At 60.3% G+C, this 19697-nt stretch carries 21 protein-coding genes; 12 read left to right on the top strand and 9 right to left on the bottom strand.

Annotated features, from left to right (window positions below; translation table 11 throughout):
- The first annotated feature begins 1 nt into the window (after nucleotide 1).
- Nucleotides 2–931, top strand: coding sequence for a glycosyltransferase family 2 protein (locus tag KHO30_RS31540; RefSeq protein WP_200619782.1), 930 nt, complete (start codon nucleotides 2–4; stop codon nucleotides 929–931).
- A 52-nt stretch (nucleotides 932–983) separates the two neighbouring features.
- Here KHO30_RS31540 and KHO30_RS31535 read toward each other — a convergent pair whose 3' ends face one another.
- A complete protein-coding gene (locus tag KHO30_RS31535; protein ID WP_200651599.1) occupies nucleotides 984–1304 on the bottom strand; it encodes a hypothetical protein in 321 nt (106 codons plus the stop codon).
- 292 nt (nucleotides 1305–1596) lie between these two features.
- Here KHO30_RS31535 and KHO30_RS31530 point away from each other — a divergent pair, with 292 nt between their 5' ends.
- The 8 genes from KHO30_RS31530 to KHO30_RS31500 all read left to right on the top strand — a co-directional run bounded on the left by KHO30_RS31530 (nucleotide 1597) and on the right by KHO30_RS31500 (nucleotide 9028).
- Nucleotides 1597–2520, top strand: a complete 924-nt coding sequence (locus KHO30_RS31530; protein ID WP_211703269.1) for a recombination-associated protein RdgC — start codon at nucleotides 1597–1599, stop codon at nucleotides 2518–2520.
- A 253-nt stretch (nucleotides 2521–2773) separates the two neighbouring features.
- On the top strand, nucleotides 2774–3124 hold the full coding sequence (locus tag KHO30_RS31525) for a hypothetical protein (protein WP_211703268.1): 351 nt from the start codon (nucleotides 2774–2776) through the stop codon (nucleotides 3122–3124).
- A 167-nt stretch (nucleotides 3125–3291) separates the two neighbouring features.
- Nucleotides 3292–4698, top strand: coding sequence for an HdeD family acid-resistance protein (locus KHO30_RS31520; RefSeq protein WP_211703267.1), 1407 nt, complete (start codon nucleotides 3292–3294; stop codon nucleotides 4696–4698).
- A 660-nt stretch (nucleotides 4699–5358) separates the two neighbouring features.
- Complete coding sequence (locus KHO30_RS39375) at nucleotides 5359–6474, top strand: RHS repeat domain-containing protein (protein ID WP_244864177.1); 1116 nt, start codon at nucleotides 5359–5361, stop codon at nucleotides 6472–6474.
- A gap of 355 nt (nucleotides 6475–6829) precedes the next feature.
- The gene (locus KHO30_RS39365; protein ID WP_244864189.1) at nucleotides 6830–7723 is read left to right on the top strand and encodes an RHS repeat domain-containing protein; all 894 of its coding nucleotides are present in this window, start codon (nucleotides 6830–6832) and stop codon (nucleotides 7721–7723) included.
- Nucleotides 7723–7998 (top strand): hypothetical protein, encoded by a 276-nt coding sequence (locus KHO30_RS31510; protein ID WP_200621812.1) that lies wholly within the window; start codon nucleotides 7723–7725, stop codon nucleotides 7996–7998. The genes KHO30_RS39365 and KHO30_RS31510 overlap by 1 nt, the downstream gene beginning before the upstream one ends.
- Nucleotides 7999–8286: 288 nt before the next feature.
- The gene (locus KHO30_RS31505) at nucleotides 8287–8562 is read left to right on the top strand and encodes a hypothetical protein (RefSeq protein ID WP_211703266.1); all 276 of its coding nucleotides are present in this window, start codon (nucleotides 8287–8289) and stop codon (nucleotides 8560–8562) included.
- Between the two features lie 193 nt (nucleotides 8563–8755).
- Nucleotides 8756–9028, top strand: a complete 273-nt coding sequence (locus KHO30_RS31500) for a hypothetical protein (RefSeq protein ID WP_211703265.1) — start codon at nucleotides 8756–8758, stop codon at nucleotides 9026–9028.
- Nucleotides 9029–9138: 110 nt separating this feature from the next.
- On the opposite strand, the gene KHO30_RS31495 is transcribed toward KHO30_RS31500, so the two are convergent.
- Entirely contained in the window at nucleotides 9139–9858 is a 720-nt protein-coding gene (locus KHO30_RS31495; protein ID WP_342345982.1) for a glycosyltransferase, read from the bottom strand.
- A gap of 264 nt (nucleotides 9859–10122) precedes the next feature.
- Nucleotides 10123–10335, bottom strand: a complete 213-nt coding sequence (locus KHO30_RS31490) for a hypothetical protein (protein WP_143131750.1) — start codon at nucleotides 10333–10335, stop codon at nucleotides 10123–10125.
- A gap of 11 nt (nucleotides 10336–10346) precedes the next feature.
- On the opposite strand from KHO30_RS31490, the gene KHO30_RS31485 reads away from it, so the two are divergent.
- The 3 genes from KHO30_RS31485 to KHO30_RS31475 all read left to right on the top strand — a co-directional run bounded on the left by KHO30_RS31485 (nucleotide 10347) and on the right by KHO30_RS31475 (nucleotide 12603).
- Nucleotides 10347–11264: a transglutaminase family protein gene (locus KHO30_RS31485; RefSeq protein ID WP_211703263.1), complete on the top strand. Its 918-nt coding sequence runs from the start codon at nucleotides 10347–10349 to the stop codon at nucleotides 11262–11264.
- 114 nt (nucleotides 11265–11378) lie between these two features.
- Nucleotides 11379–12182 carry a transglutaminase-like domain-containing protein gene (locus KHO30_RS31480; protein ID WP_093639725.1) on the top strand — a complete coding sequence of 268 codons (804 nt, stop codon included), beginning with the start codon at nucleotides 11379–11381 and terminating at the stop codon, nucleotides 12180–12182.
- Between the two features lie 106 nt (nucleotides 12183–12288).
- A complete protein-coding gene (locus KHO30_RS31475; protein WP_211703262.1) occupies nucleotides 12289–12603 on the top strand; it encodes a hypothetical protein in 315 nt (104 codons plus the stop codon).
- A 60-nt stretch (nucleotides 12604–12663) separates the two neighbouring features.
- On the opposite strand, the gene KHO30_RS31470 is transcribed toward KHO30_RS31475, so the two are convergent.
- From KHO30_RS31470 to KHO30_RS31445, 6 genes are all read right to left on the bottom strand, one after another.
- Nucleotides 12664–13620: a Csu type fimbrial protein gene (locus KHO30_RS31470; RefSeq protein ID WP_211703261.1), complete on the bottom strand. Its 957-nt coding sequence runs from the start codon at nucleotides 13618–13620 to the stop codon at nucleotides 12664–12666.
- A complete protein-coding gene (locus KHO30_RS31465) occupies nucleotides 13617–15923 on the bottom strand; it encodes a fimbria/pilus outer membrane usher protein (protein WP_425312928.1) in 2307 nt (768 codons plus the stop codon). The genes KHO30_RS31470 and KHO30_RS31465 overlap by 4 nt, the downstream gene beginning before the upstream one ends.
- Before the next feature lie 214 nt (nucleotides 15924–16137).
- Complete coding sequence (locus KHO30_RS31460; protein ID WP_406550446.1) at nucleotides 16138–16842, bottom strand: fimbrial biogenesis chaperone; 705 nt, start codon at nucleotides 16840–16842, stop codon at nucleotides 16138–16140.
- Between the two features lie 98 nt (nucleotides 16843–16940).
- Nucleotides 16941–17423, bottom strand: a complete 483-nt coding sequence (locus KHO30_RS31455) for a Csu type fimbrial protein (RefSeq protein ID WP_093639731.1) — start codon at nucleotides 17421–17423, stop codon at nucleotides 16941–16943.
- A 513-nt stretch (nucleotides 17424–17936) separates the two neighbouring features.
- Nucleotides 17937–19145 (bottom strand): MFS transporter, encoded by a 1209-nt coding sequence (locus KHO30_RS31450; RefSeq protein WP_211703260.1) that lies wholly within the window; start codon nucleotides 19143–19145, stop codon nucleotides 17937–17939.
- A gap of 61 nt (nucleotides 19146–19206) precedes the next feature.
- A complete protein-coding gene (locus tag KHO30_RS31445; RefSeq protein WP_093639737.1) occupies nucleotides 19207–19692 on the bottom strand; it encodes a VOC family protein in 486 nt (161 codons plus the stop codon).
- Nucleotides 19693–19697: the final 5 nt, after the last annotated feature.

Here is a 19697-nt window from a genome sequence, read left to right as displayed (position 1 = left end):
CATGTTCAGCATCCTGATCCCAAGCTGGAACAACCTGCCGTACCTGAAGCTGTGTATCGACAGTATCCGCCGTCATTCGGCGTTCGATCACGAAATCATCGTGCATGTGAACGATGGCAGCGACGGCACGCTCGAATGGGTTCGCTCGGAAGGCATCCTGCACACGTGGAGCACGGGTAACGTCGGCGTCTGTCTCGCATTGAACGATGTAGCGCGACTCGCCACGCGCGACTGGATCCTGTTCCTCAATGACGATATGTTTTGCACGCCGGGCTGGGACCGCGCCTTCGAAGCGAGCTTGCGCGGGCTTGGCCATTCGTGCGCGTATCTGTCCGCGGCACTGATCGAGCCGACCGGCAGTGCGAACGTGAGCACGGCCGACTTCGGCACAGGCCCCGAGAATTTCGACGAAGCAGGTCTACTCGCGTACAGCGCCGGAATGAGGGCGACCGATCTCGACGGCGTCGCTTTGCAGCCGATGCTGATCAGCCGCCAGTTGTGGCATGCGGTGGGCGGTTACAGCATCGAGTTTGGCCCGGGCATGAGCAGCGACAACGACTTCCTGATGAAGCTGTGGCTCGTCGGCTGCCGTGTGTTTCGCTCGGTCGGCGCGAGCCGCATCTATCACTTCGGCTGCAAATCGACCGGCCGGATTCGCCGTAACCGTGGTGGCCGCGAGTTCCTGATGAAGTGGGGTATTTCGCAGCGTGATTTCGATCGCGAGTATATTCGGCGGACAGCTTCCGCCGCGCCCGGCTCACTACCCAACGTGCCGCGCGCACCGTTCAAAAGCCGCGTGAAGCGCGTGCTGTATGCACTCGGCCGTTATCCGTTCGAGGACCTGGAAGGCTGGGAGCCGGATCTTCCCTCGAAGCTGACGTTCATGACGCCGTTCGCCAAGCAGCCGGACGACAAGGCCGACGGGCATTAATCCTGTCGCACGGGCAATATCGCCGCGGCGCGCGCTGTTCAAGTCGCGCGCATTAGACTCCGCCCGTCACCAGCGGCAGCACCGTCAAATCCGGGTGCGTGCCGTCGACGATGCTGCGACCCACATGCACCCCTTCGTAGAGCGCATCTTCCACGCTGGCGAAGCTCTCTTCGCCATCCGGATGGAACGCCACCGCGTGCCCGGGGATGGCCGGGTCGGCGCCCGGGTGGCACACGTAACCGACATACGTGCAGCGGTTATCCGGCGCGGCCGACGGCTTCGTTTCGTCGGGCGGGTTTTTCGGAAAGGGCGCCACGTGAATTTCGAAACCCTCGTATTCCACCATCTGCCAAGGTGCGGTTTCATCGGCCATGGCCGCCTCCGTCTTTGTCGTGCGCTTCCCAAAAAGTCTAGGTGATTTGAACGCAAAGCGCGCCTCAAGACTGATGAGGCTAAACCACTATGGTTTGCACACGTCGCGTTGTTCGCGCTGTTAGAGCCGTGTTGATAGTCGATCTGTCGCTTAATAGATTTTCCGGTTTTACTTGAAAATCCTCGTTGCAGTGGCGCTGTATCGGCGCCGAGCGTGCTGGTACGCGCCCGGCCGCGCCATCTTCGCCGCGTCATATAGAATGACGCGCTTTGCCCATACAAGACCCCCGCCAATGTGGTTCAAAAACCTTCAGTTGCACCGTCTTCCCGCTCCGTGGTCCGTCACCCCTGAACAAATGGAGAAATGGCTCGCGCCGCACGCATTTGCGCCCGGCAACAGCGTCGAGATGCAAAGCCATGGCTGGGCGTCGCCACGCGACAACGACTCGCTGGTGTATTCGCTCAATGGCCAGATGCTGCTGACGTTTCGCGCCGAAAAGAAACTGCTGCCGGCTTCGGTCGTCACGCAAGTGACCAAAGCACGCGCGCTCGAACTCGAAGAGCAGCAAGGCTTCAAACCTGGCCGCAAGCAGATGCGCGAACTCAAGGAGCAGGTGACCGACGAACTGCTGCCGCGCGCCTTCAGCATCCGCCGCGATACGCGCGTGTGGATCGATACCAAAAACGGCTGGCTCGTGATCGACGCGGGCTCGCAAGCGGTCGCCGACGAAGTGCGCGGCCTGCTGGTGAAGTCGATCGATCAACTGCCGCTTGGCACCGTGCGTGTCACGCAATCGCCGGTTGCGGCGATGACCGAGTGGTTGCTTTCCGGTGAAGGTCCGGCGGGCTTTACCCTCGACCAGGACACCGAATTGCGCTCGCCGACGGAAGGCAATGCGACGGTACGCTACGTCGGACATACTTTGGATGCCGAAGATATGCGCCGTCATATCGAAGCCGGCAAGCAATGCATGCGTCTCGCGATGACGTGGAACGATCGCGTGTCGTTCGTGCTGACGCCTTCGTTGGTCATCAAGCGCATCGCGCCGCTCGACGTCCTCAAGGAAGCGAGCGACCCCACCGCGCAGAACGACGACGAGCGCTTCGATTCCGACGTCACGCTGATGACGGCCGAACTCGACCGCATGCTGTGCGATCTGCTCGACGCGTTGGGTGGCGAGCAGGGCATGGAAATGCCGCAAGCCGCGGCCGCCTGAATGACGTTTGCCTGAGTGGCATTCGCCTGAGCTGCGTTTATCCGCTGCAGGCCGGCGCGTCGAGAATGCTGCGCGCCGGCGCTTATTAAGCCAGATTATGGCTATCTGAATCCGACTTAATAAAATTTACCCTTCATGTCCCGGCCGTCACACTGCTTGTGCTGACGGTGCAAGCCGTCAGGAACCTTCCGAACCACTGACGCGCGCCACGCTTTCCATCATGCGGGTCGCGTCATCCTGACCAGGACTCGACATGAAAATCGCCCACTTGATGATCGCCCTCGGCTTTGCCTGCGCCGTCTCCATCACATCCGCTGCCATGGCTGCCAATGCGACGTATCCATCCACGCCGCTGCCCGCGTACGCGCAGGACGAATTGCAGAAGGTGATCGACGACGCAACGGGGCCGTTGCCCGCTGCACATTTATCGACTGCGCCACAAAGCGCGGCAACCCCGCAAAGCTCTACCGCGTTGCCGAACTGTCTCTATGCCACCCCGCGCGTCACGCCGCACGATGATGAACCGCATGCGGCCGCGAGTGCGAGCAAGCGCGGCGCACATCCGTCGAAGGCGCATCGGCATGAGCGTCACAAGTACGTCTGAGGATCTTGCTGCGATCGTGCAGCGCTGATGCGCGATGCATTCGCGAAGCGGCGCTGCGTGAATGCGCCACCACGCGCAGACTACCGCTACACCGGACCCGTCCCCGCCAGCGCCGTGAATATGGTTAAGATTGCGATCATCAAGGCATCGATCACGGAGAGCTCGCGATGGTTCGACTGGTTATGATCCTGCTGGGTGTTGACTACCTGCGCACACGCTGGCGCTCGTTGCAGTTGATCGGCTGGCTGAGCCTGGTGCTCGGCGTGGTGGTGTTCATCGACGCACTCGATAGCGCGCTCTATTTCCCGATCACGCCGTTTGCGTTGTTGCTGCTCCTTGAAGGGCTCGCCACGCTGACCGTCGCGTGGACTGGCATGGGCGGGCAACGCACGCTGCGCTATGTGAAGGGTGTCGCATTCTGCTTTGCGGCGGCGCTGATTCTTGCCGGTCATCATCACGGCAACTTCATTCTGTCGATGATCTTCGGCACGCTCTTTCTCGCCGACGGTCTGCTGCAGATCGTCTCGGCGAAGGTCGTTCGTTATCGCACCTGGCGGCTCGCGATGATCGGCGGCGGCGTTGAAATCGCGCTGGCGGTTTTCTTCTATCAACCTTATCCGACGCACTATGTGGGCACCGTGCCGTACTGTCTCGGCCTCGGTCTGATATTCGGCGGCTGGAACATGATTTTGCTGAGTACGCGCGTGCGGCGTCTCGCGTCGAATCCCGCGGTGGCGTCGGATGATGCAAGCGCGGATGCAGCCAACTCTGCGGCGAGTACGGTTGCGCCCGGCCGTTTGAGCGCGGTCGAATGGGACGGCCCGCCCAGCGCCGATGAAGACGCGTTGACCGTGCACGTGTGGACGCCGGTCGGCTCGGCCAAGGGCGAGGCGCGGCGGCAGTTGATCGTCGATCGTTATATTGCGGCGGTGGATCGTAACGGCGTGATATCGACCGGGCATGCCGCGCTCGAGTCGCCTGAAGGCATCTACATCAGCTTGTATCCGGGTGTCGAGATCGATCGTTCGCCCGACGATTTTGCGCGGTTGCTGCGCGCGACGCGCGAGAACGATGTGCCCGGAGTATTTCAGCCCGATTACCCGACCGAATCGAAAGCGTGGTGTCCGTCCACGGTTCAGGTGCGCATACGCAATTACGATCCCGCGCGCCTGCGCCGCTTCTGGGACACCTATCGTCAGGACACGACCTACAACCTGACACACCGCAATTGCTCGAGCAGCGTATCGCGCGCACTGGAAGCGGCGATCGAGGGCGCGTCGGCGCGCGTGTGGGGCAACCTCGGCGGCTGGCGGCCGTTTCTGCGGGTGATGACGACGCCGGAGTTGTGGGTGGCCGCGCAACTGCGCAAACGCGCCGCAACGATGGCGTGGACACCGGGTCTCACGCTCGACTATGCCCGCGCGCTCAGCATGCTCGCCGACCCGCGTCCGTCGGGCTGGGTGAAGATGGCGCGGCTCGCCGTGCGCAGAATGGTGCGTTCGCGGCAGGAATGGCGCGAGGAAGAGCGTAGCGCGCCGGCCGCACAGGAAGCCGGACGCGGGCATGGTGCGTGATTGACGCGCTTGACGCCGGCGTGCGGCGCGGCAGATTCGGCGGCGACGTGCGGTCTCAGCCGCGATGGAGCTGCAACTCAGCCACAGCCATCGCACGACACGGCCATCGCACGACACGGCCAGATGCCTGGCCTGCCCAACTTCGACGTAGCGGTAAAAACAGCAGACGTATCAAGAGCTTGCCGATTTTGCCGGATAGTTATGCACAGATTTATGAACGAAAACTGGGGATAACTTTGAGGTCGCCGTTCTGGTGGTTCGCCAGTGAGGTTTAGCCCATTCTTCATGGGTCTGAATCTTTAAATTGCAGTTTGTACTGCGATTAGTATCTTCGCGTTTTCTTGCGCTACCTATCTCCCTTTCGGGCGCGTGCTACGCGCCCTGTCTCTTCACTTCCGGTCGCCCCGCGTTTAGGTGGTAGCGACTAATCACTTCACTTTCACGTACGGATATTCCGCGTCTGACGTTCTGGTTTTCTCTGCGGCCCGTTGATGACTGACGGGCTCTTGCGTAACTCCCTACGAATTGCGTAGGAGGTTTGACGGCGATGTTTGTACGGGCATAAGAGAGGCCTGATTTTAGGAATTGTCGGATAGCTGGGGTGGATTGCTCCTTATAGGGTGCTTGGACGTCAACCAAGTAAAACCAATAAGGATGACTATGAAAAACAAAAGAACTACCGAGAATCTGGCAGGCACGGCCGCACACCTGTTTGCCGCAAACGCGGCCGACTACATGCAATGCATGCAGACGTATCAGAAATCCCTTGGAATCCCCGGCACCCCGCTCTGCGCTATCCAGGTCGCGGGAACTTCGCCTACGTCGACAGGCCCGGACGATCCGTATAACGGAATGAATTACTACAACTGTCCAAATGCTTCGGATTGGATAAGGGACTATTGCGGCGGCGTACCGGTTCCACCCCAGTCCGACGACTCCTGCCCGGTGGCGGACCCGGTGTTGCCGGCGAAGGGCATTGTCATGCTTTCCGAGGCTGACTTTGCGAGCGGCGACACACTTCCCCTCGTCTTTAAACGCACGTATCTCTCGACACCCTACGACACCACGCAGTCAGTAATGGGCCGCAACTGGGTCAACAACTGGCAACGTAGGCTCGATCTGCTTGGGGCCAACGCGAGCGTGCCGCACATTGTTGCTTATCGGGGTGACCAGCAAGCTCTGATGTTCAAATGGATTGGCGGAGCGTGGGTCGTGCCAGGAAATCGCTGGCTCAAGCTGACGAAAGTTGGCGACGGATACTTCTACCTGAAGGACGAACTGCTTGGTACGACAGAAGCCTACTCGGATACCACCGGCAAGTTCTATTCAGAAACGACCCGTACGGGTGTGATCCGCAAGGTCATGTATGACGGCAAGCAGCGGTTGTCGGTGATCGCCCAGTGGCCAGCAGATAACGTAATAGCTGGAACCGCGACGTCAATCCGTGTGGAGTACGACAGTAACGACCGTATCGTTACCCTGGTAGATCCGTTGGGAATGCCTACGGAATATGCTTACGACGGAAAGGGCAATCTTGCTTCGGTAACTGCGCCATATGACCACGTCCGTCAGTATCTGTACGAGGACACCCGCTTTCCAAACGCATTGACAGGTGTAAAGGACGAGTCCGGTTCGCGGGTTGCAACGTGGACCTACGATTCCAACGGACGTGCAAGCTCGGTCAGTCATCCCGACACGACGCGTAACGTGTCGCTCAGCTACGGTCCCGGCTTTACGACGCTCAGCGACATGGCTGGCAGGAGCACGTACACCTGATGTTCTGGATACGCGGCGCCCTCGTTCAATTGCTACACCGCGCGGGACGGTATCGCGAACGTGGGATGCAGCGGGGAATCTGAAACAGAGACAGACCCCGGATGGGAATACCCAGTACACGTGGGACAGCGCCAACCGGCCAACGAAGGCGGTTGCGACAGTCGCGGGGAAGAAGACAGTAACGACGATTGAGTACAACGATGACAGCTCACTGCGTCCGCATCTGGTCGCTACACCGGGCAAAGTCCGTGCGTTCGTCTATGACTCGCGAGGCAACGTCACGGGCTATGCGGAGCGCGCAACTACTGACCTGACGGGCGAACAGGGACTGCAAGCGGTCGGGACGGGTAATCAGATGACAGTCGGCGCACGCTACGACGATGCGGGCCGCCTTCTGTCAGCCACTGTCATCCAGGACGGCCTGAAGCTTGAGGACTGGACTTATACCTACGACGTACGCGGCAACATCGCAACGACACGGGATGCGGTGTCGGGGTGGGCGATGCGAACGCTTGAGCGTAACGCCGCGAACCGTGCAACACAGATCGCGGGTAACAGCGGTCAGGCGAGCATCGCTTACGATGAACGTGGTCGCGTAAAGTCTTTTCAGTACAAAGAGCCGGCAAGCTCCATAAATGGTGGACTCTCCCGCGTACTGGCAGTCGACTATCAGTATGGTGCGAATGGCACGGTGTCGTCACGTTCAGCGAAGGTCTCGACTAACGGCGCGTGGTGGCAACCGATCAGCGATGCTGAGCTAGGTGTGTGGCTGACCAACTGGGAGCTGGGCAATGACCCGGTTGCGCCGCCGCCTATGCTCACAGGAGTCAAGTCTGATGCTGGAGCCTTCGTTCCAGACATGTGCGTTGAATGTTATGTGGCGTGGAAAGCCAAGTTGACGGCGACGCTGTATGGTAGTGAACTAAGCGATTCACTGCCGAATTGGGGCGAGACAACGGAGCTGATGCTGAGCGATCAGTCGCAGGTTCCTTATCCTGCTCTTGTGCCGGACCTGACAAGTTCTGCTAAGCGGGCAATGCTTTACGGTGCCTTCTTCGGAGCCGCGAGTGGTGATGGTGGGATGGTTAAGTGTGGTGGCAGGGAAGCTCACGAGAGTGAATGCTTCGCGCGGTACGAAGTTCAAATGGAAATGTGCAATGCGATTGCTTTCCATAGGGGCGGCGCGCGCGGCATCGCGCTTTGCAAACAACAGGCATTCGAAGATTATCAAAAGTGCAGAGGTTATTGATGGCTAATCATCCGCCGTATTGTGTGGTCCTGACCTATCTCGAGGATCGTCAAGAGTTTGCCTTGCAAGCTGTTGATCGAGCTAGGTTTGCGCCGCTCATAGCCGGACAATTCGAAATACCGATCCTGCTAGATGAATTCGATTTCAGGCTTGATGACGAATTCGCGCAAGGGCTTGGCGCTACCATGCTGAATCTGATTGCGCTTGGTCAGCCGGACATCAAGCAGTATATGAGCGTGACGCAACGGCCGGATGACAGACCGTCAGAAGAGTAATTGGCCAAAGGTTAAGTTGGTATGACCGACTAACGTTTGGTCATTGTACTGACGGCGCGCGAACGGGCTTGATGGGGCCCGTAGGAAAAGCGCGAACTGTCCTCTTGTCAGCTCCGTCCGGCGGAGCGGACCGCGCGCCGCCGGAGATTACCAGAGCGAATGCTTCGCGCGCTATGAAGTTCAAATCGAAATGCGCAATGCGATTGCTCTCCACATGGGCGGCGCCCGGGCCGTCGCACTGTGTAAACAGAGCGCATTCAAAATTTATCAAGATTGCAGAGGGTATTAATGGCTAAAAATTCCCCATATTCCATGGTTCTGACCTACACCGAAGATCCTCAGCAGTTGATCATGCAAGCTGTAGATTCAGTCAGACTGGCTCCGCTCTTGGGCGGAATTATGGAAGTGCCGTTTTTTGTGGACGATCAGGAGTTCAAGTTTGACGACGAATTGGCGCGACAGCTTGGAGTTGCAATGCTTAACGTGATTGCATTGAGCAGACCCGACCTCAAACAATACCTGACCGTCACGCAGCATCCAATAGACGGACCGTCAAAAGAGTAATTGATCAGAGGCTTGAGTGCCATGACCGACCGATTTTTGGTCATAGCACCGAGGGAACAGGAACGGGCCGGACGGAGCCCGTGGGAAAAATACGAACTGTTCTGTTATCAAAGGATAGTGACTCGAAGCTATCACGCAAAAGGGCGGGAAGCATCGCCTGCCCTTTTCGTGTATCAACAGTACAGGGGCCTTGATGGCTAAACATCCGCCGTATTCTGTGGTTCTGACTTACAACGAAGATCTGCAGCAGCTAATTGTGCATACCATTGATCCAAACAGCCTTGCTCCGCTCATTGCAGGGAGGATGGGCGTGGTGATGGCTGATGAACAAGATTTCAAACTGGACGATGAATTTGCGCGGCAGCTTGGAGTTGGGATGCTCAATACGATTGCTTTGGGTCAGCCTGACATCAAGAAGTACATGACGTTCACAGAAGGACCGATCGACAAGTCGTCAGAGGGGTAGCAGCCAGAGGGTAGGTGCCACCCGATCGACGTTTGATCATGGAGCCGAAGCGAAGCGGACGGCCGCGGTGCGCACGCTGCCATCATGATTGTGTTTGCGCGCGATGGCCACTACCCGCCGGGTCCTTCACCCATCGCCTTATATTGCGCGTAACTAAACATCTGAAAATGCTGGCGGCCCGGCAGTTTCGCAATGACCTTTGAGTGGTCGGGCGGAATTTCGCCGAACATCTCATAGTGAAATGCGAACGTGCTCACGTAGTTAACGGTTGGCGTGATTGAGTGGCAATGCACGTAGCCGCCGGCTTGCACGGCGTTCCAAAATACCTTGTCGCCGCGGATACTTTCGCGCGGGTCCTTGAATAGCCACGCCGCGCATGCGGGAAAGGCGGAGCGCGTAAGAAAATAACAGTTGGTGTCATTGAAATCGACGCCGTTGGATTCTTTGCAGATGCCGAGCAGACGGCCGTCGGCAGTGAAAATCGTTCGAGTCGCCGTGACTACCTGTGCACCCGTTTCCGCGACTATTATGCGCATCGTTTCGACATGGTTTGGCTCATACCAGTTGTCGGCGTCGAGAAAACAGATCGCATCAAATCCACTCGCGGCCGCGCAAGCGGCACCTACACCGCGAGGCGTGTCCCCGTAGTCGGCGTGATTGGGAATCTTGATGTGGACCACACCTTTCCAGCTATCAATGTCGGCAACAGGGAATCCATCGGCGACCATAAAGTGAGTCACGTTACCTGCTTGCGCAAGAACGCTTTCATGACATCGTCGTAAGACGTGACGTGGCTCTTTATAGTAGGCGCTAATGACGGCGACTCGCATGAAGGCTGTTTGTCGGATTGGTCGAACGGCGGATTATATCTATCGGTAACCCATACCAAACTATCTCAATTATGTAGGTCAGTTCTTCCGTGGGGGTGCGGTGGTTTCCTCACGGCGCAGCGTGTGGGGAATGGATCGTTGCGGGAGTGCAGGGGACGGAATTTCCTCCGCGCGTCGCCCGCAGAGCCTTGTATGGTGTGGCATCGCCCCCGTTGGGGTACAGTTTTCGCCCAAATTCGCGAACAAATTCTGCTGGTAACGTCCTTACTCAGCGGCACCTCCGCCCAAATGAGTGATTTCAACCAATATGGCGGGTGTATGCTCAAAGCGAAAGCTTGTCGATGACAGCACCTCACCACGCTGAACCTTGTTCGTGGCTCTTTCAGGATCAAACCGTGCCGGGCGCCCAGCGCCTGCTGCGGCAGCAGGTTTTACCAGCGTGAACGTGATGCTCAGGACGAATCCAGTTGCATCCATCGGCCTGTCAGATGACTGAGCCACAGCGTTTCACGGTGCGTCACGTCAGCGTCTACCGTTACTCGGAACCCGTGCGGTTCGGCGAACACCGGATGATGTTCCGCCCGCGCGCCAGCCACGACCTGCGCCTCGTCACGAGCCGGTTGGTGATTACGCCCACGCCGTCGCGGCTGCACTGGCTGCACGACGTATTCGACAACTCCGTGGCAGTCGCGAGTTTCACGGGCAAGGCGAGTGAATTGCGCTTTGACAGCGAGGCGACGCTCGAACACTTCGAAACGCCCATGCCTGATTACGCGCTTGAACCGTACGCGGTGAACTGGCCGTTTGCGTACACGAACGAGGAAGCGTCCGATCTCGTGAACGCGCGCAGCCGCCAATATCCAGACCGCGACGTCGACGAATGGGCACGGCGCTTCGTGCCCGTGCCGGGCAGCGGCGGTGCGAGCGGCACGGGCGGCAAAAATGGCACCGGCGGCACGATGGCGTTGCTGCGCGCGATGACGCTCGACATAAAAAGCACGTTTTTCTATGTGCGCCGTACGGAGAAGGGCGTGCACCGTCCTGGCGACACCTTGCGCAACCGCAGCGGCAGTTGCCGCGATTTCGCCGTGCTGATGATGGACGCGGTGCGCTCGCTCGGCCTCGCGGCGCGTTTTGTGAGCGGTTATCTGTTCGTGCCCGACGTGCCCGAGCATGACGCGGTGCAAGGCGGCGGTGCGACGCATGCATGGCTGCAAATCTATTTGCCTGGCGCCGGCTGGGTCGATTTCGATCCGACCAATAGCATCGTCGGCAATCGTCATCTGATTCGGGTGGCGGTGGCGTGGAACTACTACCAGGCGTTGCCGTTGTGGGGCACATGGCATGGCGCGCCGCATTCGTTTCGCGGTTTGCAGGTCGATGTGAGCGTGACCGAGGGTAAGTGAGGAGCGAGCCGGATGACTGGGCTCGTACAAATCGAACGTGTTAGCTGGGAGTGTCAACTCAGGTTGCTCACCGGGCGCGTCAACTGAATGTTTCAACTGGAAGAGGGCGTCGCGATGAAATTGCGCGTTGGCTACGAGCTGGTCTATGAGTGTGTGCAACCGACGCCGATGATGCTGATGTTGAACACGCACTATTCGCACGCGAAGGAAGTGCTGAGTCCGGATTTGCTGGCGGTCAATCCGCCGGTGCCGATCAGCCAGTATCGCGACGGCTTCGGCAATCTGTGCAGCCGGATCGTGGCGCCGCAGGGGTTGATAGAGTTTTCGACGAGCGCGGTGCTCGAGGTGTCGTCCGAGCCTGAGCGGCGGCCGCCGCTGACCGAGCAGCATCCGGTAGAGGCATTGCCTGACGATACCTTGGTGTTTCTGCTGGGCAGCCGATATTGCGAAACTGATTTGCTATCCGAATTTGCGTGGCAGACCTTCGGCAAGATGCCGCTCGGGCGCGGGCGCGTGGATGCAATCTGCAACTACGTGCACGAGCATATTGTGTTTGGCTACGACTTCGCGCGGCCGACCAAGACCGCGTGGCAGGCGTGGCAAGAGAGGAAGGGCGTGTGCCGGGATTTCGCGCATCTGGCCGTGGCGCTGTGCCGGGCGATGAATATCCCCGCGCGCTATTGCACGGGCTATATCAGCGATGTCGGCACGCCGCCGCCCTACGCAACGATGGATTTCGCCGCGTGGTTCGAAGCCTATGTTGGCGGCTGCTGGCAGACCTTCGATCCGCGGAATAATGTGCCGCGCACGGGGCGGGTGTTGATGGCTCGGGGAAGAGATGCGGCTGACGTCGCGATCAGCAATGCGTTTGGGGCGACGCAGTTAATGAAGTTCGATGTTGTCTGTGAGGCGCTATAGATTTTTCTGCCGCTAAACGCCTAAAAAAGGCCTAAAGTTTTTCGCGTGAAATGCCGAAAAAACCGGAATCTCTACTCGCGCCGCGAGCCGATTCCGGACCGATATGATGCCCCGCAACACAGCCACCACGTTAGCGGCAATCCTGCTGGCAGTGCCAGCGTCAAAAGCATGCCCAACGGAGCTGGCTTCGATCCCGGTCAGTCTGACCGTGCAGGAAACCTGCGTCATCCAGTCGGTGGACGCGGCCATTACCGTTGCGAATCAACCGGCGGTTTCCTGTCTGCACGGGGCGCCATTCCAGATATCCCAGGTCGCATTCGACCCCGCCGCGTCGGACGAAACAACGCGAAATCAGGCGCAGCCGGTTCAATTCGTCGCCGCCCACGGCGCCCGGCAAACGATCTGGACGATCAACTTCTAGAAATCGTCCTTCGCCCGTTACGCGGGCGATCCCTCGGCCGGCAGAGCCAGTGCCCAAAGATCAAAAGCTGATCGTCGCGGTAATCGTGTCGCTGTAATTGCCGGGCATCGGCGTTGTCTGCGCCGGCACGCGGCCGTACACCGTGATCGACACCGCATTGCCACTGCCCGTGCCCGTTGCCATCGTCGTGCCCGCGGTGCCGTCACCCCATGCGCTCGTGTGGGCGGCATCCGTGTAAAGCTGGTAGTTCACCGCGCCGCCACCGCCCGTGCGCTGCATCTGGCGTGCCGCGACGCTGCCGCTCAATCCGCTGCTGAGCGCGATCTGATACGCGTCGCCGTTCGTGCAGCGCGCCGTGATCGCACCGCTCGCGTTTAACGCCGAACTCAGCACGCCCGTCGATGTGAAAGCAACGTTGGTCGCGCTGATCAGGCAGTTGTTCACCACCGTCGCGCTGGCCGTGAAGCCGAAGCTGCCGGCGCTCGTTGTCAGCGCGGCGCAGCCTGGTGCGAGCAGCAAGAAAAAACCATAGGTGAGCGAAGTCTGGCTCAAGGTCTGCGAGTACGTGGTGCTGGCGTTGCCGGTCGTGGGTACAGTTGGCTGATTGGCGGTGATCTGGCCGTAGAAGTTCACCGATGTCGTCGCGGTATTGCCGGTGACCGGCTTGTTGAGAGTCACCGAAATCGGTGTGGTGCCGAGCGTCGTCGAGCCCCATGGGAGCGAAAGGGCGGCGTCCTGATACAGGTTGTATTGCAACTGGTTGGCGCCGATCGTCAGCGCACGCGGGGTCGTGCCGCCCATGTTCAGACACACCTGCACGCTCGGCGTCAGCGTAATCGCAGGCCACGTGCACGAAATGCTGACTGTGCCGGTCGCAGCCACGGCGCTCAAGCCGATCGGGCTGACGTTGCCGAAGCTCAACGCCGACGGGCTCGCTGTACAGGTTTGCGCACTCGCACGCTGCGGCAACACGCCGAGCAGCGCGCATAGGGCGAGGAGCAGGACGAGCCGTCTCATCGCGTTGCCGCCGTGCCGGCAGCGGCTGTGCTGCCGCAGGTCAACGGTCCGAGCGTCGGCAGCGAGCCGTCGGCCGGACGCTGGTAGGCGAACTCGACGCTGCAATGGGTGGCGCCGGTGTCGATCTCGAGATGATTGTCGCGCTGCAGATTCTCGATGAAGGTCAGGCCGTCGTAGCCGACGATCGTGTCGCCCCCGCTTTCGACGTGATGCACGCGCGTGCCCGGCGGTAGCAGCTTGCCGTCGGCGCCACGCAGAATCACCGAAGCAGCGCTGTAGCGCGTCACGGGAAAATTCGCCAGCACTCCCGTGAGCGACTTCGGTACGAGATCCATGGAGGTCGTGGCGATGCGCGCATCGGCGGGCAGGTTCATGCTGTCGATCGCGACCTGGTTGTGCTGGTACGCGTTCAGGTCCGGTATCAGCAGATGGCCGTTGCGGTCGGTCGTGCCGATCACGCGATTTTCGTGCAGCACCGGCACGCCCGCGACGCCGTCGGTGGAGACCAGCGCGAAGCCGTCGTCGATCCGCCGCGCCGGCTGGATGCTGCGGTCCATCAGCACGATCGCGCCGCTTACGTCGAGCGAGGCATTCGCATGCCGGTCGACGTCCTGCGCGAGCGCGGTCACCTCGCCGTAGTTGCCGAGATACTGCGCCTGCGCCTGACGGTACGGCACCGCGCCCGAGCCGCCCGCCTGCACGCCCCAACCCCAGCCGCCGGCATAGTCGGGCGGGCGCTGCGCGTTGAGGTTGTAGGTGGACTGGCCATTCTGACGGCCGACACTGGCATTGATCGCGGTGTTGTTGCCGAGGCCGAAGCTCGCGGTCAGAAATACGCCTTGCGCGTTGTGCTGCAGAAAATCCTTGTAAGTGCTGAGCGTGAGCGACGCCAGATTGCCGAAGTTCAGCGTGTACGAGAGCGAGCCGATCCGCGAGGCAGGAATGCCCGGAAAACGGTAGCCGATATAGCTGACTGACACGGTCTGGCGGCTGAAGAAGGGCAGCGCCAGCGTCACGCGGTCGGTGGCGGTGGGCACCGGCGTGCCGTCGCGCGCGGCCAGGTCGCCGTAGTTGCCATAGGCGCGCAGCGTCTGCGCATCGATCGAGAAGTGCGGTTCGATCAGCTGATAGCCGAGACCGAGTTGGGTGCCGGTCAGCTTGCCGGCGCTCGCGGACAACGAGCCGTTGATCACGCCGGCCATACCCATGCGCACCAGTGCACCGGCGCCCGCATTGACGAGGCCACCGGTGGCTTCCGCATGTCCTTCGAGTGTCAGCGTGTCGCTCATGCCGCGCCGCGCGGTGGCGCTGACCGCCGGGCGCGGATCGTAGGAAAACGAATCGATGCCGTACGCGCGGCGCAGAAATCCCGCCTCGAACGAATAGCTCGACAGGCCCGCTGCCAGCATGCGCGTATCGACGTAGAGCGGCAGCGAAGTCGAAATGGTGCGGCCGAGCGCGTCGTGCGTAATGACCGTTGCCACGCCCGCGCCGGTGATGCCCGGCACGTTGTTGACGATGAACGGCCCGCTTGGCACATTGCCGCTGAATTGCCGCACGTTGTTGATGTACAGATCCACCGCAGACGGCACGACGGCCGTGCCCGAGAGCGCCGGCACCGGAAACGTCACGAGGTCGGGACGCAGCGCGAAGTTGCTGCGCCACTGGAAGCCGCCGATGCGGATCGAACGGCTCCAGTCGAGCGAGGACGAAATGGTGTCGCCGAACTGCGTGGTGCTGAGCGTGGCCGGATTCGAGGTGCTCCACGCGGTGTCGTAGCGCACGTAGCGATGCAGATCGCGGTATAGATACGCGATACCGGTATTGCTCAGTACACCGGACGGGTCGAAGTAGCGCTCCTCGCTCCACAGGGCGAACTGCGCATTGGTGTCCGTTTGCGCGAACGCGTCGTAGTTGATCAGAAAGCCGCGCGATGCGGCGGCGTTCGGCGTTTGCGCTAACTCGCGCGTATCGAAGGTGTACGGCTTGCGGATCGCGTCGGGCACCTGCAGATCGATGGTCTGGAGCGACGCGTCGTATTTGTAGCGCAGGCCCGGGATCTGGTCGAGTTCGATCGAAGCGGTGTCGGCGGCGCCGAGCTTGTCGGTGGCAATGCCGATTTCGCTCAGGTCTTTCCCCGTGGCGCTGAGCCGGCCGCCGACGTCGCGAAAGTGCGCGATCAACGAGGTGCGCTGGCCGTTGAGCATGACTTCAAGATACAGATCACGGCCTGCCGCGACGTCCGGCGCGGTCTTCGCCGCGATGCGTTCGGCAGAGGCCTGACCGGGGGCTGGCGGCGCCATCGCTTGCGCGCCCGCCCGATTCACGCTCAGCAAGTTCAGCGTTGCCGCGAGCGTGACGGCATGCAGTCTCCATCCATGGCGTATTCGCCGTCGTGTCATTCTCATTGATTGCGTGGCGGTGCATCATGTGTGTTCCTGGCGACCCCGGCGCGATCTTGATCGGCCTTGCGTGCCTTTCGTCAGCACGTGTGTCGGCCCTTGAACCCTCGTGTGTTCACTCGACATTCACCGTCGCTTCAGCCGGCAGCGAATTGACCGCGGCACGTACCTTCAGCGGACCGTTCTGGCCGGCGTTGTCCGGCAGCGTGACCGGCCAGTGGCGTTCGCGGCCGGCCAGCGCGTAGCCAAGCAATCCTTTGTTGATCACGTAGGCGTTTCCTGCGTTGTCGATCAATTGCACGGCGGCGATCTGCGCGCGCTTTTTGCCCGCGTTGTCGACGCGCAGCAGCCAGCCTTGCGCGCCGCGTGACAGATGCCACGACAGCTTCGGCTGACCGATGTCGACGGACGGCTCGACGAACACCGGCACCGAGTAGCGCAGACGGATCGTCACGCCGCTGGTGGGCGCGGCATCAGGCTCGGGCAACTCGTCGATCAGCACGCGGTAGCCCTGTTCAGCATTCGATGGCTGCGCAGTCGTGCGCACCAGCCTCACCAACTGATCGGCATGCGCGCCGATCTGGATCAGCGGTGGGCTTGCGACCAGATCCTGAGTGGGCGTGAGCGTGTCTTCGCCGCTTGCCTGATCCCAGCGGAACACGCGAACCTGGCCGAACAGCGGCTTCTCGCCGGGGTTCTTCAACGTGATGCCGGTCGCGTTGGCATCCGCCGACATGTCGACCATCACCGGCGAAATTTGCAGCGTCGCGGCCTGCGTGGGTGGGGCCGTCAGACACCATGCGAATGCGCTCGCCGTCAGCAGGCGAAGAGGTCCGTTTATGGCGCCCGCGCCACGCGTGTTTGCAGACCACGTCCTTGCGAATCGCGTCGGTGCAGACCGCGTCCTTACTGACCGTATCAAAAGTAGACCGTGGCAGTGATGGTGGTCTGATAGGTGTCAGGTTTCGGGGTAGTCTGCGCCGGCACCTGGCCGTACACGACAATCGATTGTGCCGAGCCAGTGCCGGTGCCGCTGGCTGTGTTGGTGCCTTGCGTGTTGCCCCACAGGGTCGTATGGCCCGCATCCTGATACAGCTGGAACCCGACGGTGGTGGCGGTATTGCCGGTGGCCGTGCCGGCCATCAAACGGCTCGTTACGGTGGAGCCGGTGACCGTACCGGCGTCGAGCCCGACGTTGTACGGCGTGGTGTTGGTGCAGGTCACGGCGACCGTGGTCTGCTGGTTGATCGCGGTGCCGAGCACACCGTTGCTGCCGAAGTTCAGCGGGTTGGCGCTGATCGAGCAGTTGGCGTTCAACGTGAGCGTGACGGTGAAGGTGGTGACGGCGGTGCCGTTCGAATAGGTGGCGGCGCGCGCGAGCTGTAGAGGCAAACCGAACATCAAAGCGACGATGAGGCTGGACGACAGCAGTTTTTGTTTCATTACGAGACCTCGCAAACCGACAGGACGCGGATTTTCCAATTGCGCGGGCAGTTTGAAATTTCACTGGCTAGATTGTCGGTCTATTTGCCGGATATTTCAGTGGAGCGTAATTGTGTTATGCAATGACCATCGCAATTGATGAAATTAAGTCTACACCAGACTTTCTTCATAATACAAATTGTTGTGTTGGGAAATTTATTCGAAATATCTGGCGTGGGCAGTGTGGGCGAAGCAGGGAAATTGAGGAATTAGGAAATTATTTCTATGTGCAGGTTCGGGAAAATACCTAATTCAGGTAGTTTTTTCTAATAAATGCGAATATTTTTTGATGTGCGGAATTTGCATGATTGTGTGCGTTGAGTGGCCTATTTAATGCCAATTGACTTATTTGAAATTCGCGCGATTAAATCTCCGGCTGGTGTAAATGTCACGCAATGTTAATTATTGCTTTCAGTCAGCGCGTGCGCGGCGTCATTCGCCAAGCGCGAGCACACGCTTGCGCCGCAACAGCGCCGAGCCGATCGACACCGTCACGCCGATGCAGCCCATCGCGACCGAAAGCGCCACGATCAGCAGGCCGGTTTGTGCCCGTGCGGAAAACACACCGACCAGCAAGCCCGCGAGTGGTTGCGTCATGTTGTTCAACAGGATCACCACGCCGGTTGTCTTGCCGTAGTCCTCGGGCGGAATGATTTTCTGCCGTGCGCTGCGGATGTAGACGTTGAACATCTTGTCGAAGCCGACAATCAGCAGGAAGCCGAGCGCATAACCCCAGGGCGCGGCGCTCGCGCCGGCGATCACGCCGCCGGCACAGATTGAAATGAAGGCGACCCGGCCGAGTGTCTGCGCAGGCCAGGCGTTGCGTGCGATCGTCAGGAGAATCAACACCGTCGCCACGGCGCCCGCGGTTTGCAGGCCGGCATAGTAACGGTTCGATTGTGCGTGAAAGCCGGTCACCATCGCGGCGGATGTCGCGAGCGTCACGCCGATCACCAGGTTTTCGGCGGCGGCGAGCAGCACGACTTTTTTCAGACCGGGCAGCATCAGCACATGGCGCAACGCGGTGCGCAGGGGCATCGTCCAGTGACCGGGTGCAGCGGGAGGTGGATCGCCGGCGCGGAAACCGCTGGTGCGTTGCCACAGCAGCAGCGCCCCATCGGCAAACAGAAACAGCACGCCGGTTGCACCGACCACCCATTCCCAGCGCCACAAGCCGAGTAGCAGTGCGGCCAGCATCGGGCCGAGTACGAAACCCAACTGGTCGGCCAACTGCGAGTAGGCGAGGACACGCTGGAATTGTTGTGTGCTGAAGATTTGCGGCAGCATCACTTCGCGTGCGACCAATCCTTGGCTCGTGAGTACACCGCACAAGGCCGACAGCGCGATCAACCAGCCGATGCCGCCAAACAGCACATACGCCAGCACGCCACCGAAACACACCAGTGCCCGTACGGTCTGGCTCACGCGCATCAGCTTGAGCGGCGAGATGCGGTCGCACAAGGCGCCGAAGAAAGGAAAGACCAGGTAGCGCGGCAGGGTTTCGATAAAAAACGCGAGCCCCGACCACGAGACCTGGTGCGTCGTCTGAAACACGACGAGTGGAACGAGGAACAGCAGGACCTGATCGGCGAGACGCGCGACAAACAGCGAGCAGAAGAAAGCCTGATGGTTGACACGCACCGTTCATGTCCCGCCGTTTATGGGTCGAGACCGATCCTATCAAAGATCGAAGGGCCCCAACTTATTGCTTGCCGCACTCCGCGCCTTGCATCCCCTGCATGCCTTCCTGAATCTGTTCCGGCGTCAGGTCGCGCTTGTGCGTGGCGAGCGACCAGCTGTGGCCGAACGGGTCCTTCAACTGACCGTAGCGGTCGCCCCAGAACATGTCGGCAGGCGGCATGACGACGGTCGCGCCGGCCTCGACGGCCTGCTTGAAACTGGCGTCGACATCCTCGACGTAGTAGTGAATCGTGACCGGCGTGCCTTTCAGCGCGTTCGGGCCCAGCGCGTTGTGGTCGGGCCATTCGTCGGTCAGCATCAGCATGGAGTCGCCGATCTTCAGGCTGGCGTGCATCACTTTGCCGCCGGGACCGGGCAGACGGTGTTGCTCGACGGCGTTGAAAGCCTTGATGTAGAACGCGATGGCTTCCGCGGCGTTGGCGCAAATCAGATACGGGGTAAGCGAGTGCATCCCGTCCGGGATCGGTTTGACAGCAGGGCTGGACATGACGG

Source organism: Paraburkholderia aspalathi, from assembly GCF_905220735.1.
Lineage (GTDB): Bacteria > Pseudomonadota > Gammaproteobacteria > Burkholderiales > Burkholderiaceae > Paraburkholderia > Paraburkholderia aspalathi.
This window is presented reverse-complemented; position numbering and strand designations above follow the sequence as displayed.